The following is a 16,462-nucleotide window of genomic DNA, read 5'->3' on the forward strand; positions in this document are numbered from 1 at the left end:
CCCTTTCCCTCACTTGCCTGATTTCAAATATCCAGCTTTTGCCGTCCGCTGGAATGTAATCGTGGCATAGCCATGCACCTCTCCCAGATAGGCGAGGAGAGCCGAGAGGAAGGTCGTTAGACCGATCAGCTCGCAGGTTTCTTCAAGCGTATAGAAGATCTTATATCCAAGCGCGTCATACCCCACGCTGCCTGCAAAACTGGCACCCAACATCTCGAATCCGAGCGCGCCGGAAAGATATATGGTTCCTGACAGCACAAACAGAACCGCAAACCGTCTCGGTAGCCTTGCAAGAAAGCGCAGGTAAACAAGCCCGACAGTTGCAGCCAAAATCATTCCCGGTATCACCCAGGCAAAATAAAGTGGACCACTCAGGTCAAAGGCTTCACGCAGCGGATTAATGGTCACCTCGTGGATGCCAATATTCTCGTCAACCGACATATACAAAAAGCCGACTGCCAACCCCATCCAGTAGAGCCAGTTTTGCGGCTGCTTGGAGTGCCGCTCCATCACGCCGATCAAACCAGATAGCCCCGCAATGCAAAGCATTACCATGGATGAGAACCATGCGCCCAAATTGGTTTCGTGATCCAGCGAGAAGTGCCGAAGATCCTTCAAAGGCGTCTCAATGCCCACGTAGGTAACGAAGACCTGTTGAACGATACCAAGCAGTACGATCAGAAAGACCGCAGCGTATAAAATGATGGGTACCCTATTTAAATTGAATGCAGCCAACAGTCTGATCCCCCAAATGCCTTTAAGTAACCAGCTCACTAGATCAGAAGATTACTAAAAAAGTAACTAATAAAATTGCGGGTAGAGCAGGGCTCGTGTTTCTCTCAATAGCAAGAATAAAGAGCGCCTGAAGCGCCCCTTAGAAACCCAATGGATAGATGCACTTAAACGTGCTGACCACCGTTGATATGGATCTCGGCGCCCGTGACATAGGAGGACGGCGCAGAACACAGGTAGTAGATGGTGTCTGCCACCTCTGCGGTACTCCCAAGACGGCGCATTGGAATGGTTTCAACGATCTTCTCGGTACCCGGAGAAAGGATCGAAGTGTCGATCTCACCCGGCGCAATCGCGTTCACGCGCACACCATGAGGACCAAAATCAGCCGCCATTTCACGGGTTAGTGACGCAAGAGCTGCTTTGGAGGTCGCATAAGCAGTGCCTGCAAACGGGTGTACGCGGCCTCCGGCGATTGAAGTGACGTTGACAACAGATCCTTTTGCAGCCCTCAATTCCTCAAACAATCCGCGTGCGAGCATGATCGGTGCGAAAAAGTTGACCTGAAACACATCCCGCCAAGATTGCATCGGTGTGGTCAGGGAATCGAGGCGTTGCCCTTCTTCATCCTTGGGGCTGATGCCAGCATTGTTCACCAGTGCGTGAAGCATGGAGCCATTGTCTTGCAAACGTTCCTTAATTTGCAAAACTGCATTTTCCAGACTATCAGAATCACCTAGGTCCACTTCAATGTGGTCCTCAGGTCCCGATGGCCAGGGGCATTTGTCAGAAAAAGGTTGTCTGGAACAGCTGATGACCCGGTAACCCGCTGAAGAAAACTTTTTAACCGTCGCGTGGCCGATTCCGCGGCTCGCGCCTGTCAAAACGATTGTTTTGCGGAGATCCTTCGTCGTTTGGTTGGTGTTCATAGGGGCTTTGCTCATGATAGGACTGCAGGAAACTGGAGTATTATTCTCTAGTTTTAAAAGCTCTACAGATTATATAATGCTTTGCAAGAGAAATTGGGAGCCCGAAAGCAACCAACAATGATCATTTGTCACTGCAACGTCATTACTGACAAACAAATTAAACAAGCTGCACGCGAACTCTGCGAGAACCCGGAGGGCGGTGTCCCCACTCCCGGCGCAATTTTTCGTCATCTAGGGTACAGGCCAAAATGTGGTGGTTGCTTCAAGAGCATCATCGAGGTTGTGTACGCGGAGGCTGAACAAGTAAAAGATGACTCTGGACAGTAGCTTGGAATTATTCTAAAAAAGGACAATACCTCAATTTGTCAAGGAGAGAGTGACATGAAGGGTGAACCTAAAGTACTGGAATATCTCAATAAAGCGCTCCGTCATGAGCTGACAGCGGTTAATCAATACTGGCTGCACTACCGTCTCCTTGAAGATTGGGGCTTCACAAAGCTCGCGAAGAAAGAACGCGAGGAATCCATTGAGGAAATGGAACACGCCGATAAGCTGATCGAGCGTATTATCTTCCTCGAAGGACACCCGAATCTGCAAACGCTTGATCCTCTGCGTATCGGTCAGGACCTCAAGGAATGCATTGAGTGCGACCTGGCTGGCGAATACTCCGCACGTGCTCTTTACAAAGAAGCCCGCGAAGTTTGTCGCGACGAAGGCGATTACGTCACCATGAAGCTCTTCGAAGACCTGATGGCAGACGAAGAAGGTCACATCGACTTCCTCGAAACTCAGATGGAGCTTATCGAGAAGATCGGCATCGAGCGCTACGGCTTGCTTCAGGCAGCCCCTGCAAACGAAAGCGAATAAGCTTTCCGCAATCGAATTACGTAAGGCCGGAGAGTGGTTGCACTCTTCGGCTTTTTATTTACGCGGCTTCGCCCGCCGCGTGGCCTCTGCGTCTAGCGGATTATCCGGCCATGGATGTTTGGGGTACTGCCCCTTCATATCCGCCTTGACGTCCGCCCACGAACCTTGCCAGAACCCCGGCAGATCCTTGGTGATCTGAATAGGCCGCTGAGCAGGGGAGAGCAGCTGCAAGACCAACTGAACCTTCCCTCCGCAGATACACGGGTGCTGAGCCAACCCAAACAACTCCTGCACGCGAACAGAAAGCATCGGACCCTGTTCTCCGTCATAATCGATCGGAATGCGTGATCCAGTCGGTACCACAAAGTGGGAGGGTGCCAGAGTGTCCAGCTGTGTGCTCAGCTCCCACGGAACCAGCGTTGCTAGCGCATCTCCGAGCATACTTGCATCAATCTGCGAGGCAGCGGTTTTCCCCGCAAGGAACGGACGCAGCCAATCAAAGTCCGTATCCAGAGCCTTGTCGCTCAGATCGGGCCAGTCCTTCCCGGCAGTCTCCCGAAGGTAATTCACTCGCCCGCGATAACGCAGCTGATCTTTGCTCCACGGTAGGCGAGCCACGCCCTTACGAGCAATCTGCTCCAGCAAGGCATCGGTGATTGCCTCTGGATCAGGATCAGAGATTTTTTTCTCGTCCAGTACCAGTTTGCCAAGCACCCGCTGCCGAACTGCTTTGATGCCCCCGTCCGGCGTCAACTGCACCTGCTCGTTCTCGCGGATGTGCGAGGCAAAACGCGTTTCAAGTTCGTTGAACGAAAGTGGTGCTGCTAACAAAATGCGCGCGCGGGCGGCCGTGCCTGTCACCTCGGCAATGCTCAGAAACTTCGCGGCATAAAGCGCTTCGCTCTCGTCCAGCTGTGCACCACGGCCATTAGCAAGGCGGAAACTTCCTCGCGCACCGCGCTGCTGAGCAATACGGTCCGGGTAGGCGAGGCTCAAAATATCGCCCGCATCTTCAAAGTTTGCCCGCTGAGAGGAATGCCCCCCAACCAGCTTCACCCAGCGCTTGGCTTGCGCCCGTGCTTCTTTTCCACGTGGACTTTGATCCTGCATCAACCGGCGCAGACGATCGCGTAGATCTATAGAGCGGCCACCCAGCCCATGTTCGCCGATAATCACTGCAATCAGCGAGGCCAGCTCTGCCTGCCCCTCATGTGCTGCCTGCACCAGCATGTGCCCAAGGCGAGGGTGCAACGGCAATCCGGCAAGCTCGCCACCAGCTTTTGTCAGGCCACCATCCGCATCCAGAGCATCCAACTCTTCAAGCAATTCTTTAGCTTCAGACCATGCCGCCGCAGGAGGAGGGGTCATGAACTTCAACTGCGCTGGATCAGCAACACCCCAGTTCGCCACATCAAGCACCAGCCCGGAGAGATCGCTCTCCAGTATCTCGGGCTTCTCGGCAGCAGGCAGAGCCTTGGTCTGCGCTTCCTCCCACAGCCGATAGCAGATACCCGGTTCCACACGCCCGGCACGGCCCCTGCGTTGTTCCGCTGTTGCGCGTGATACCTTGACCGTTTCAAGACGGGTCAAGCCAGTCTGCGGGTCATAGCGCGGCACACGCGAAAGCCCGGAATCGATCACGATCCGCACGCCTTCAATGGTCAGGGAGGTCTGCGCAATTGCCGTGGTTAGCACCACCTTTCGGCGGCCCGATGCGGCAGGACGAACCGCCAGATCCTGTGCCTTACTATCCAGCGCGCCATAAAGCGGTGCAAGGTCCACATCAGCAGCCACACGCCCTTCCAGTAACGATTGCGTGCGTTTGATCTCACCTTGTCCGGGAAGGAACACCAGCACCGAGCCAGCGTCCTCGGCCAGTGCAGCACGAACAGCATTTGCCACCTGATCTTCCAGTCTCCGGCGCGGATCACGGCCAATGTAGTGTGTTTCGACTGGATACTGGCGGCCTTTACTCTTCAGGACTGGTGCATCATCCAGCAGCTTGGAAACCTCGGCAGCATCTAGTGTCGCGGACATGGGTACAATCCGCAGATCCTCCCGCAACGCTCCCTGAACATCCAGTGCCAGCGCCAGACCCAGATCCCCATCCATGGAACGCTCATGGTATTCGTCAAACAGAACCGCAGCCACGCCGGAGAGCTCCGGATCATCTAGGATCATGCGGGTGAAAACACCTTCGGTCACCACTTCGATACGTGTTTTGCCTGAAACCTTGCTGTCCATCCGCACGCGGTAGCCAACCGTTTCCCCAACCCGCTCACCAAGTGTATGCGCCATGCGGCGTGCGGCAGCACGAGCAGCAAGGCGGCGTGGTTCAAGCACGATGATCTTGCCATCTTCACGCCAAGGTGCCTCCAGCAGAGCCAGTGGCACACGGGTTGTCTTACCCGCGCCCGGCTCAGCAACCAGAACTGCATTGGTGCTCTGTTCAAGCGTGGAGAGCAGGTCCGGCAGAATTGCATCGATGGGCAGGGAAGAAGATGTCATGGGCTCCGCGCAAAAAGTAGGCGTCAATCAAAGGAGTGCGGCACGTGTGAAAGAAAATGAATGTGCCACACTCTAAACAACGCAAAGCTGCTTCCAGTCAAATAAGAAGTCGCGCTTGGATCTATATCGAACTCTTGATGTCGTTGCGATGCCAGCTGCGCCCCGTCAGGTCCACCAGATAATCCTCCGGTGCTCGGGTGTAGGCTGCAAGTCCTTCAAGAGCAGGGCTCTTATGCGTGATAATATAGGTCGGAATAGACTTCATGATACTGTCATGCGGTGCTTTGGCCTCAAATGCTGCACGGAACTCTCCCATATGCAACCATTGTGAGATCTTCGGCGGAATGCCGCCGGCCAGATAAACACCGCCGCGTGCCAGCGTAGTCAGCGCAAAGTCACCGGCCACACGGCCAAGCGCAGCGCAGAACAAGCGCAGCACTTTCTGTGCAACCTCATCACCACCATCAGCCGCCATCGGGACGTCCGAAGGTTTTTCATAGGTGCGATGCGCGCCATGCGCCTTCAGGACAGCGTTGGCAAGGCGAATAAGCCCTGCACCACAAACTACCTGCTCAGCGCCAACACGGCCCCCGATACGTTCCAGATGTGGCCAGATACGGTACTCTTCTTCGCTGAGTGGCCCCAGCTCAACATGGCCGCCTTCCCCGGGAACAGGAATCCACTTGCCGCAGGAGCGGACCATCGCACCAGCGCCAAGGCCAGTACCAGGACCAACAACAAACTTGGTGGCATTGTGCACGGTTGTGCCGCCGCCAATCTGCTCCAAATCTGTTGGGGCGAGCGAAGGCAGTGCAAGGCCCTGCGCTTCAAAGTCATTGAGCATTACCACCTGCTCCAGACCAAGCTCGCGGATGAGAGCCGGAGGTTCAATCACCCAGGGTGCATTGGTCAACGCAATCCGGTCGCTGGAAACCGGCGCCGCAACAGCCAGAACCGCAGAGCGTGGCGCAGCATATCCTTGTTCCAGAACGCCGGCACGGATCGCATCCTGAATGGTTGCGTGTGCTTTTGTCCCTTCCTGACCGCAGAACTTGCTAGGCGCATTGGGTCCTTCAATCAGTGCAAAGCGCGCATTTGTGCCGCCAATGTCAGCGACAAGCACCGGGTAGGGCAGATTTTCTGTAAGCGGAGCAGAGTGCAGCATTTATGAGTTTGACTTTATTGTTGGCTGGAAATTTCTGGTGTCTGTGACGACGTGGACAGCCCTGCAAGACGGGCAGACCGTAAAATGATGTCTGCCGTACTGCGGTTCAAGGCCATCGGAATGTCATAGACAAGCGCCAGACGCATCAGCGCCTTCACGTCCACATCATGTGGCATTGGAGAGAGCGGGTCGACAAAGAAGAACAGACCGTCGAGAGCGCGCTCTGCAATCAAAGCGCCGATCTGCTGGTCACCACCAAGCGGGCCACTCTTCATCCGGACGATATCCAGAGATGGGCATGCATCATGAATACGACCACCCGTTGTTCCCGTTGCGAAGAGCTTGTAGTCAGCCAGTTTGCTCTCATGCAATTTGGCAAACGCGACCATTTCGTCTTTCTTGGCATCGTGGGCGATTAGGGCGAGAGTTCTGCGCTCGGTCATTTTGGCTCCGTCAACACGTCGCTGGTGCGCATCCCCAAACGGTGGTTCCGTTTTCCCAAAGGGATACGCCCAACAAAAACTTAGAGCTTGCCTGAAAGTATACGCGACATGCTCTAAGCTTCTTGAGATGACCTATCCTTTAGCGCGTCTTGACAGGCTTTGAAAGAGCCAACATGCGCCGTTTGTGCCTGATATTTAAGCGGCGACAAACAGCAGCAGGTCATACACAGGTTTCCGCAACCAGTTGGTGTGCTCACCGTCAGTCAAACAGGGAGCACATGACCATATCTCTGCGCGACTTGGCGCGGATCAGTTTGGGCTGGTCATCCACAAGGCCAGCAATCTCGAGCACAAGTTTCATGCGGATTGCATCGCTGAAGCCTTCTTTGGAGCGCACGGGAATCGAGAATGCGCCCGGTCCACCAATCACACAGTCCTCGTAATAATGATCCAGATGCAGCATGGACTGCCACGAAATGCTCTCTTCCTTCAGCATTAAAGGCAAGCCATTGACTGTAACGCCCTGCGCGATTGCAGCATCGCGGGCCTCGGTGACTGCGCTGCCCTGATTGTTGGGGCCATCACCAGAGATATCGATGACACGGCGCATGCCGTTATACTGGTTGGCCGTAACAAGATTAACCGCCTGTGTCAGGGCAGAAGAGATGGATGTGCGTTGCACCCGGCGCAAAGGAGCCTCGGCAATTTTACCGGCAAACTCTCCGGCGGATTCCACATCTGAAATCACAGTCCAGTCCGCAACGACAAAGTGCTCATCTTTGCCGCCCCATTCCATGTAGGCGACAGCAATGCGGCCGATGGGGCCGTACTTAATCGCATCAAGCACTTCTTCAGAAGTCAGAGCTGCGATATATCCTTCTCTTTGGACGCGCTGCTCCTCCGGGTCCATGCTCTGCGAAATGTCAACGGCCAGAACCAATTCGAGGTCGACCTCATTGGACATGTCGAAGTTCAAAGATGCATGAGTGTTGGATTTCGCCAGGATGGGGGAAGAAAGCAGGAAACCACCAAGTGCGACTGCGCCCGCAATCGCTATGAGGGGTCTGGTGCACATGGGCCGCATTGTCAGCCTCCTTTTTTACAAGGTTCAGGATGTCCCGGTCACGACCTCCCACCTCAATTTTTTTATTTTGCTGTAATCGGCACTCAGCTAGCGAAAACATGATACATCCATAGTATTCCATAGGTCATCCATGGATGTGGAAGACTATTCACTAGCATTGATATATATAGGGTTGTATTAATCTCGCTCCATCAAAACTAATTGTTTGATTTGCCAGTAAATGCATTCTGAAAATTTTGAGGGCACAAATATTGCGCCAGTTAGTGCGTTGAAAATATTTTGATTATTTTAAAAATGTTAAAACTTGATGGAATGTTACATAAAGTTGATAATTTTGTTAAGGATCACGTCGTAAAGCGGGTCATTCAACTGAGTCGCAACCTAAGTAATTTCCGCAAGTACTTCAGCCGAAACTCTTTTATTCTATTAGTATGGTAAAAACAGTGGCTTAGTTCATGCGCTTTAAGAATCTGCAAATCGCGCTGTTTATTTCCTTGACCTTCGGTTTCTCCTAATGCAAATGTGTCCTTGAAATATTTCTCACGGGGTGAAGAAATATTCCAATCTGATTTGGGAGGGGTGCCCGGAAGCTCTGAAACTGGGCATTCAGATAGAAATTTGGGAATGGCTTCTGGAGGCATCTCAGTGAAGCCATTTAGGAATAAAAGAGGCTAGACCATGAAGGCAGACGAATGGACCACATCCTTGGCCATTAGAGCCGCTTGGATGTCTTTCATCGGCCGAAGCACGCAAGGGGAGATTGCGGGTCGTCTTGGGGTTTCTCCTGCAAAGGTTCATCGCCTAATAGCACATGCTCAAAAAGAAGGCTTGATAAAATTTCATATCGAAGCGCGACCTTCCGAGTGCGTTGAATTAGAACAGTATCTCTGCAAACGAATGAATCTGGAGAATTGCTTTATTGCTCCGGACCTTGGCAGCGGTGAGGAAGCAGACTCATTTACTGCTGTGTCATCATTCGCCAGCCAATATCTTCATTCACTTTTCACAACAAACCCGCCTAAACGCATCGGCGTAGGCATGGGTCGCACGCTTCAGTCCACAATCGAGGCGATGCCTCGTGTTCACGTTCCAGAGCTTGAGCTGCTGTCCGTATCCGGCTCGCTCACCCGCCGCCTCTCTGCCAACCCCTATGATGTTGTGCAGCAGCTTTGTGCAAAGACAGGCGGCGAGGGATTCTACCTTCCTGTTCCATATATTGCTGAAACGAAAGCAGAAAGAGAAACCTTTCTGTCTCAGGGCGCAGTTCAGGAGCTGCTCTCCAGAGCAAAAGCGGCCGAGCTGTTCATAATCGGCATCGGATCTGTCGAGAAGGAAGGTCACCTTGTCAAACGCAAGCTGATTACTTCGGAAGAGCGCGAAGAGCTGCTCGCAAGCGGCGCGTGTTCTGACGTGATGGGCCGGTTTGTCGATATCAACGGCAAGGAAGTGGCCTGTTCTTTGAATGAAAAAGCAGTTGGACTGCATTTTGATGATGTACGCAAGGCGCATGTCGTTGCGATCGTTGGCGGTTACCGCAAAGCGAAAGCAACACTGGCGGCATTGGCGACCGGCATTATCAAGGATTTGATCATCGATGAGGTTTTGGCCAAGGAACTCGTTGGCCTACTAAAAGAGAATGAACTGGAAACAACAAAATAAGTTTCGGGGCCAGTTCGTCTTAAGGGAGAGCCCTTTCCGCTCTACGGGAAGACATAATAAGGAAGAAAACCGTGAAAACCACAACAATCCTCGGTGCGATTGCTCTGACAGCAGTGATGGCTACTGGTGCTATGGCAGAAGCCTTTAAACCCGCAGTCGTTTATGACTTCGGTGGCCGGAATGACCGGTCTTTCAATGAAGCCGCATACAAAGGTGCATTGAAGTTTAAGGAACGCACAGGCGTCAATTTCCGCGATTTCGAGATCCAGAATCCATCTCAGCGTGAACAGGCCCTGCGTAACTTCGCCCGCCGTGGACTTGACCCAATCATCACGATTGGTTTTGCTCAGGCAGCTGCTCTGGAAAAAGTTGCAAAGGAATTCCCTGATACCCACTTTGCGATTGTTGATGCTGTTGTAGACCTGCCAAACGTGCGCTCTATTGTCTTTAAGGAAGGCGAAGGCTCGTTCCTTGTTGGCCTCCTGGCCGCACAGGCGACAGAAACCGACACCATCGGATTTGTTGGCGGTATGGACATTCCGCTGATCCGGAAGTTCGCATGTGGTTACAAGCAAGGTGCGAAGTACGCCAATCCTGATATCGAAATCATTGAAAACATGACCGGAACCACCGGCGCAGCATGGACTGACCCACTCAAGGGCGGTGAGCTTGCACGCTCACAGTTCGCACGTGGCGCAGACGTTGTGTTCCATGCAGCAGGCCTCACAGGCACCGGCGTTCTGCAGGCAGCAGCTGATGAAGGCAAGTTCGGTATCGGTGTTGATTCCAACCAGAACTACCTGCATCCAGGCTCAGTTCTCACCTCAATGATCAAAGGTGTTGATGTTGCTGTCGATAAAACGCTCGTAGACGCACAGGAAGGCAACTGGACTTCAGGTGTTGAAGTTCTTGGTCTCGCTGAAAACGGTGTTTCTTGGGCGTACGATCAGTATAACGCGCCTCTCATTACTGAAGAGATGAAGTCTGCAGTTGAGCAGGCGAAAATGGATATTATTTCTGGCAAAGTAGAAGTTCACGATTACATGGTGGATTCTTCCTGTCCGTTCTAATCTAATAGAAATGCCCACACGATCTGGTGTGGGCATTTCGCTAAGGGTTGTTCTTCAGAACGATCACATCTTCAAGGCATGGCGCCGCGAAGGAAAATTTGAGGGACTTGCGCCCCTGTAGCCCGAGTGGAATTTGCAGTCTTTGGGAGCGAAGGCTGAAAAGGAAATGAGGGAACTACATCGGGATCTGTTCGCTGCTTCCCCTGGGGGCGGGGCGATGTTTTCGAAAAGGTGTACTTCGAAAGCAGGAATGAGATCGACGTGCAAGTTATTGATTTGATAGACCAGAAAGGCCGGGCAACAGTGGCTGAAAGCAATGTACCTGCCATCGAGTTAATTGGCGTAAATAAGAGTTTCGGGCCAGTTCATGCCAACAAGGACATCAACCTTGTTGTTGGAAAGGGATCCATTCACGGGATCATTGGTGAGAACGGAGCGGGGAAGTCCACCTTGATGTCGATCCTCTACGGCTTTTACAACGCCGATAGCGGAACAATTAAGATCGATGGTAAGGCCACCACTATTCCTGATTCGAAGAGCGCGATTTCGCAGGGCATCGGTATGGTGCACCAGCATTTCATGCTCGTCGATCCATTCACAGTTCTAGAAAACGTCATTCTTGGCGCAGAGGGCGGCGCGCTGTTGAAAGACGGTGTTGCGAACGCGCGACGTGAACTTCAGCGTTTGGCAGACGAATACGACATGACAATTGACCCAGACGCAGTCGTGGGTGAGTTGCCAGTGGGTTTGCAGCAGCGTGTAGAGATCCTAAAGGCTTTGTACCGCGGCGCAGACATTCTTATCCTTGATGAGCCAACAGGTGTTTTGACACCATCGGAGGCTGACCACCTCTTCCGCATTCTTCGCGTGCTGCGCGATCAGGGTAAAACAGTTCTGCTGATCACTCACAAACTGCGTGAGATCATGGATGTCACCGATACGGTGTCCGTGATGCGTCGTGGTGAAATGGTTGCATCACGCAAAACTGCGGAAACCTCCATGGAAGAACTGGCCGAACTCATGGTTGGCCGCAGCGTTCTCCTTGAGGTGGACAAGCCTGAAGTAAAAGTTGGCAAGCCTCTTCTCAAAGTTGAAGGCCTCAACGTACGTGATGACCGTGGCGTGCTGCGTGTGAAGGATGTGTCATTCGAAGTGCGTGCAGGTGAAGTTCTCGGTATCGCGGGCGTTTCCGGTAACGGTCAGTCTGAGCTGCTTGCCGCGCTCTCCGGTATCACACGTGCTGAAAGTGGCACGATGGAGTTGTCAGGTGAGAAGCTGGATCTTGCTGGCGTTCATGATGCAGCGGAAATGCGCCACAAAGGCATGAGCCACGTTCCGGAAGATCGCCACCGTATGGGCCTGATCAACCAGTTCTCAGAGTATGAAAACTCCATTCTTGGCTACCACCGCGAACCGAAATACTCCAAGGGCATGTTCCTTGATAAGGACGCGATCCGCAAGGAAGCCAAGGAGCGCATCGAGAAATACGACATTCGCCCACCAACCACCGAAATGACAGCAGCGAAGTTCTCTGGCGGCAACCAGCAGAAAATCGTTCTGGCACGTGAGATTGAGTGTGACCCGGACGTACTTCTGATTGGTCAGCCAACACGCGGCGTGGACATTGGTGCGATTGAGTACATCCACAACCGGATCATGGATATGCGCGCGCAAGGCAAAGCAGTGCTTCTCGTATCCGTGGAACTAGACGAAATTCGCTCTCTCTCAGACCGCATCATTGTCATGTTTGATGGCAACGTGGTCGGTGAGCGTGGGGCCGAAGCAACAGAGCAGGATCTTGGTCTTCTCATGGCTGGTGTCAATCAAGAGGCAGCAGAATGATCATCAACACCCTGTTTAACAACAATATTTGCTTTGACCTGACAATTGGGGGAACACAGAAATGAGTAAGGGGCAACTTCCTCGTTGGGTTGATTTCGGTCTGCTACCGGCCCTCAACCTGATCGCGGCATTCATCGTTTCTGGCTTGGTAGTTGTAATCATCGGCGAAGATCCATTCGAAGCTGTTAAGTGGCTCGTCTGGGGCGCCTTGGGTTATGGTGAGGGCATCGGCTATACCCTCTACTACGCAACCAACTTTATCTTTACCGGTCTGGCAGTGGCTGTCGCCTTCCATGCCGGTCTGTTCAACATCGGTGGTGAAGGTCAGGCCTACGTAGGCGGCCTTGGTATCGCGCTGGCTTGTCTTGCGCTCGACCGCTTCATTCCATGGTGGGTTACATTCCCGTTTGCGATTGCAGGCGGCGCGCTCTTCGGTGCAGCCTGGGCGTTCATCCCGGCTTACCTGCAGGCAAAGCGCGGGTCCCACATCGTCATCACGACAATCATGTTCAACTTCATCGCATCTGCGTTGATGGTGTACCTGCTGTCGAACATCCTGATCCCTCAGGGGACAATGTCTCCATCCACCCGCAACTTCGAGGCAGGCGGTCAGCTTCCGCTGCTCAGAAACGTCTTCACCAGCTTTGACTTCGGTCAGTCTCCTGTGAACCTGGCGTTCTTCCTCGCTCTTGCGGTTTGTGTGGTTGTCTGGCTTCTCATCTGGCATACCAAACTCGGCTATGAAATCCGCAGCTTTGGTAAAAACCCGGATGCAGCAGCCTACGCAGGTATCTCTCCGGTTCGCATTACGATCATCACCATGCTGATCTCCGGTGGCCTTGCTGGTCTCATGGGCATCAACGTTGTGATGGGAGAACAAACCCGTTTGCTGCTTGACTTTGCAGGTGGTGCTGGCTTCGTAGGTATTGCCGTCGCGCTTATGGGACGAGGGCACCCGATCGGGATTATTCTCGCAGCCATGCTCTTCGGCTTGCTCTATCAGGGCGGCGCAGAACTGGCCTTCGAAATCCCAACAATCTCTCGCGATATGATCGTCGTCATTCAGGCACTGGTCATTCTCTTCGCTGGTGCTCTTGAGCATATGTTCCGCCCAGCAGTCGTAGCGTTCTTCGATCGCTTCTCTTCAGACACAGCAGAAGCTTAAGGAGACGGACATGTTAGACACAATTATTCTTGTTCTCGACAGTACATTCCGGCTGTCAACTCCTCTTCTGTTTGCGTGCCTTGCAGGCCTGTTCTCAGAGCGTTCCGGTATCGTAGATATCGGTCTGGAAGGGAAGATCCTCGGCTCTGCATTTGCTGCTGCTGCTGCTGCCTACGTATTCCAGAGTCCATGGATCGGTTTGCTGGCTGGTATCTTCGTTTCTGTTCTGTTGGCGTTGATACACGGTTACGCATCTATTACCCAGCGCGGCAACCAGGTGGTTTCCGGCGTTGCTATCAACTTCCTTGCAGCTGGTTTGACCGTGTTGCTTGGTCAGGCGTGGTTCTCACAAGGTGGTCGTACGCCTGCATTGGATAGCGCCAGCCGGTTCAACAACATTGAGCTTCCATTTGCTGATGCTTTGGCGGACGTCCCAGTGTTCGGCCCAATCTACGCAAACCTGATCTCCGGTCACAACATCCTGGTATATGCATCTTTCGCTGCCGTGCCGCTGGTCTGGTGGATTGTGTTCAGAACCCGCTTTGGTCTGCGTCTGCGTGCTGTTGGCGAGAACCCTTCTGCAGCTGATACAGCCGGTCTGTCAGTAACACTGCTACGTTACAGGGCAACAATCATCTGTGGTATCCTCTGCGGATTCTCTGGTGCTTACCTGTCTGTTGCGCAGGGCGCTGGTTTTATCAAGGATATGAGCGCGGGTAAGGGCTTTATTGCTCTGGCAGCTCTAATCTTTGCAAAGTGGAAGCCAGTGAACGCCATGTTCACATGCCTTCTCTTCGGATTCCTGGATGCATTGGCAATTCGTCTTCAGGGTCAGGAAATTCCTGGAATTGGTGAGGTTCCTGTTCAGGTCTTCCAGGCTCTGCCTTACGTGCTGACTGTGGTTCTGCTTGCCGGCTTTATCGGTCGCGCAATTCCACCAAAAGCATCCGGTATCCCTTACGTTAAAGAGCGTACATAAGGACAAAAACAATGAGCGCATTTGACAAACTTTTTGAAGAAGCAAAGGCGGCACGAGAAACCGCCTATGCGCCATATTCCAACTTCAAGGTGGGCGCGGCGCTGCTCACCACTGATGGCAAAGTAATCTCCGGGTGTAACGTCGAAAACGGCGCCTACCCGGAGGGCGTCTGCGCTGAAGGCGGAGCGATCTCGGCAATGGTTCGTGCTGGCTCCACCAAGATTGATGAAGTTGTCGTGATTGCAGACGCCGCGCTGTGCACACCATGTGGTGGTTGCCGTCAAAAACTTTCGGAGTTCGCGAGCAATCGGCAGATCAAGATCCATGTTGCCAATTTGGAAGGTCTGCGGAGAACCTTCACCATGGAAGAACTGCTGCCTGCTGGCTTTGAATTGAATGAACAGATTGAGGATTGATTATGAGCGGATTTGGTAAAGAGTCAGCGGATATTGTACGCGCTGCTCGTCCAGGTGATTACAAAGTTGGAATGATCCTCGGTTCTGGTCTGGGTTCTCTCTCTGAAGAAGTGGAAGACGCGGTTCGTGTGCCATATAACCGCCTCACAGGTTTCCCAGTCTCATCTGTTACTGCGCACGCAAGTGAGCTTGTTGCAGGCACTCTGGAAGGTGTACCGGTCGTTATTCTTTCCGGCCGTGCACACTACTACGAGAGCGGCAACCCATCCGTGATGCGCACTCCGCTTGAAACACTCAAAGAACTTGGTTGTGAAACAATCGTTGCAACCAATGCTGCAGGCTCCCTGCGTGAAAATATCAAACCGGGTTCTCCAATGTTGATCAACGACCACATCAACTGGTCTGGTCTGAACCCACTCATCGGCGAAGAAGACGAGAGCCGTTTCCTCGATCTGTCCGCCGCATACGATCCAGAGCTTCGTGAGCAGCTCAAAAAGGCAGCTGCTCAAGTTGGTGAAGATCTCGAAGAGGGCGTCTACATGTGGTTCTCCGGACCGTCTTTCGAGACCCCGGCAGAAATCCGCATGTCTCAGGTGCTCGGTGCTGATGCCGTTGGCATGTCCACCGTTCCGGAAGTGATCATGTCTCGCTTCCTTGGCATGCGCGTCGCAGCAATCTCCACCATCACCAATATGGGAGCTGGCCTACAAGCCCACGGCCTCTCTCATGATGAAACCAAGGAAATGGCCCCGCTTGGAGCGGCCAAGATCAAAAAGATTTTGCGTGCCTTCCTCAAAAACATGGCTTGAAGGAAACTGGCAAAATGACCGAAGCATCGATAAAAGAAACAGCAAAGCGTGCTCTAGGACTAATCGATCTAACCAACCTGAATGATGATTGTACTGCAGAAGATGTAGCAGCACTTATTGAGCGCTCCACTACACCTTACGGTCACACTGCAGCCATCTGCATCTGGCCTCGCTTTGTAAAGCAGGCCGCTGAACTGCTGAAGAACTCACCGGTCCGTATTGCGACTGTTGTGAACTTCCCTGCTGGCGGTGAAGACACAGCTGCAGTGATCGAAGAAACCAAACAGGCTCTCGCGGACGGCGCGGACGAAATCGACCTCGTCATGCCATATCGCGCATTCGCTGAAGGCCGTCGTGGTTTCGCTGAAGATCAGATCAAACAGGTGCGTGAAGCAATTCCTGCTCCAGCATTGCTGAAGGTTATCCTTGAAACTGGTGAGCTGAAGGATCCTCGTCTGATCCACGTCGCTTCCGAAGTTGCTGTTGCGCAGGGCGCAGACTTCATCAAAACCTCAACAGGTAAGGTGAAGGTCAACGCAACTCTGGAAGCTGCTGAAATCATGCTCAACGTTCTGCGTGAAACTTCCAAGGAAGATCACCGCACTGTTGGCTTCAAGCCAGCTGGTGGTGTGCGCAGCGTAGAAGACGCAGCTGAATACCTCAAACTGGCTGACGAACTGATGGGCAGCAACTGGGTATCCGCAGCAACGTTCCGTTTCGGCGCAAGTGGCCTGCTTGATGCAGTGCTCGCTGGCATCGAAGACCGTGACAACACCACTAAAGAGACCTACTGA

At 52.9% G+C, this 16,462-nt stretch carries 16 protein-coding genes; 10 read left to right on the plus strand and 6 right to left on the minus strand.

The window, feature by feature from the left end; genetic code table 11:
- Positions 1-9: 9 nt before the first annotated feature.
- Together IE076_RS18975 and IE076_RS18980 are read right to left on the minus strand one after the other, a co-directional pair.
- Positions 10-735, minus strand: a complete 726-nt coding sequence (locus tag IE076_RS18975) for a DUF8692 domain-containing protein (protein WP_189438369.1) — start codon at positions 733-735, stop codon at positions 10-12.
- A gap of 164 nt (positions 736-899) precedes the next feature.
- Positions 900-1,661: an SDR family NAD(P)-dependent oxidoreductase gene (locus tag IE076_RS18980; RefSeq protein WP_189438484.1), complete on the minus strand. Its 762-nt coding sequence runs from the start codon at positions 1,659-1,661 to the stop codon at positions 900-902.
- 117 nt (positions 1,662-1,778) lie between these two features.
- Here IE076_RS18980 and IE076_RS18985 point away from each other — a divergent pair, with 117 nt between their 5' ends.
- Positions 1,779-1,988 (plus strand): (2Fe-2S)-binding protein, encoded by a 210-nt coding sequence (locus IE076_RS18985; RefSeq protein WP_054665781.1) that lies wholly within the window; start codon positions 1,779-1,781, stop codon positions 1,986-1,988.
- 54 nt (positions 1,989-2,042) lie between these two features.
- Complete coding sequence (gene bfr, locus IE076_RS18990; RefSeq protein WP_189438370.1) at positions 2,043-2,528, plus strand: bacterioferritin; 486 nt, start codon at positions 2,043-2,045, stop codon at positions 2,526-2,528.
- Between the two features lie 54 nt (positions 2,529-2,582).
- Here the strand turns inward: bfr and hrpB are convergent, their stop codons facing one another.
- The 4 genes from hrpB to IE076_RS19010 form a co-directional block, all read right to left on the minus strand.
- Positions 2,583-5,036 carry an ATP-dependent helicase HrpB gene (hrpB, locus tag IE076_RS18995; protein WP_189438371.1) on the minus strand — a complete coding sequence of 818 codons (2,454 nt, stop codon included), beginning with the start codon at positions 5,034-5,036 and terminating at the stop codon, positions 2,583-2,585.
- Positions 5,037-5,157: 121 nt separating this feature from the next.
- Positions 5,158-6,201 (minus strand): glucokinase, encoded by a 1,044-nt coding sequence (gene glk / locus IE076_RS19000; protein WP_189438372.1) that lies wholly within the window; start codon positions 6,199-6,201, stop codon positions 5,158-5,160.
- 14 nt (positions 6,202-6,215) lie between these two features.
- Positions 6,216-6,644 carry a methylglyoxal synthase gene (locus IE076_RS19005; protein ID WP_189438373.1) on the minus strand — a complete coding sequence of 143 codons (429 nt, stop codon included), beginning with the start codon at positions 6,642-6,644 and terminating at the stop codon, positions 6,216-6,218.
- A gap of 259 nt (positions 6,645-6,903) precedes the next feature.
- Positions 6,904-7,719 carry a DUF1194 domain-containing protein gene (locus IE076_RS19010; RefSeq protein ID WP_189438485.1) on the minus strand — a complete coding sequence of 272 codons (816 nt, stop codon included), beginning with the start codon at positions 7,717-7,719 and terminating at the stop codon, positions 6,904-6,906.
- A 687-nt stretch (positions 7,720-8,406) separates the two neighbouring features.
- On the opposite strand from IE076_RS19010, the gene IE076_RS19015 reads away from it, so the two are divergent.
- The 8 genes from IE076_RS19015 to deoC all read left to right on the plus strand — a co-directional run bounded on the left by IE076_RS19015 (position 8,407) and on the right by deoC (position 16,462).
- The gene (locus tag IE076_RS19015) at positions 8,407-9,387 is read left to right on the plus strand and encodes a sugar-binding transcriptional regulator (protein WP_189438374.1); all 981 of its coding nucleotides are present in this window, start codon (positions 8,407-8,409) and stop codon (positions 9,385-9,387) included.
- A gap of 116 nt (positions 9,388-9,503) precedes the next feature.
- Positions 9,504-10,457 carry a BMP family lipoprotein gene (locus tag IE076_RS19020; protein WP_189438486.1) on the plus strand — a complete coding sequence of 318 codons (954 nt, stop codon included), beginning with the start codon at positions 9,504-9,506 and terminating at the stop codon, positions 10,455-10,457.
- A 303-nt stretch (positions 10,458-10,760) separates the two neighbouring features.
- The gene (locus IE076_RS19025) at positions 10,761-12,299 is read left to right on the plus strand and encodes an ABC transporter ATP-binding protein (RefSeq protein ID WP_189438487.1); all 1,539 of its coding nucleotides are present in this window, start codon (positions 10,761-10,763) and stop codon (positions 12,297-12,299) included.
- Positions 12,300-12,360: 61 nt separating this feature from the next.
- A complete protein-coding gene (locus tag IE076_RS19030; RefSeq protein WP_189438375.1) occupies positions 12,361-13,464 on the plus strand; it encodes an ABC transporter permease in 1,104 nt (367 codons plus the stop codon).
- Between the two features lie 10 nt (positions 13,465-13,474).
- Entirely contained in the window at positions 13,475-14,443 is a 969-nt protein-coding gene (locus IE076_RS19035; RefSeq protein ID WP_054664572.1) for an ABC transporter permease, read from the plus strand.
- An 11-nt stretch (positions 14,444-14,454) separates the two neighbouring features.
- Positions 14,455-14,859 carry a cytidine deaminase gene (gene cdd, locus IE076_RS19040; protein WP_189438376.1) on the plus strand — a complete coding sequence of 135 codons (405 nt, stop codon included), beginning with the start codon at positions 14,455-14,457 and terminating at the stop codon, positions 14,857-14,859.
- Between the two features lie 2 nt (positions 14,860-14,861).
- Positions 14,862-15,668 carry a purine-nucleoside phosphorylase gene (locus tag IE076_RS19045; RefSeq protein ID WP_189438377.1) on the plus strand — a complete coding sequence of 269 codons (807 nt, stop codon included), beginning with the start codon at positions 14,862-14,864 and terminating at the stop codon, positions 15,666-15,668.
- Between the two features lie 14 nt (positions 15,669-15,682).
- Positions 15,683-16,462 (plus strand): deoxyribose-phosphate aldolase, encoded by a 780-nt coding sequence (deoC, locus tag IE076_RS19050; RefSeq protein ID WP_189438378.1) that lies wholly within the window; start codon positions 15,683-15,685, stop codon positions 16,460-16,462.

The organism is Pseudovibrio japonicus, from assembly GCF_014651595.1.
GTDB lineage: Bacteria > Pseudomonadota > Alphaproteobacteria > Rhizobiales > Stappiaceae > Pseudovibrio > Pseudovibrio japonicus.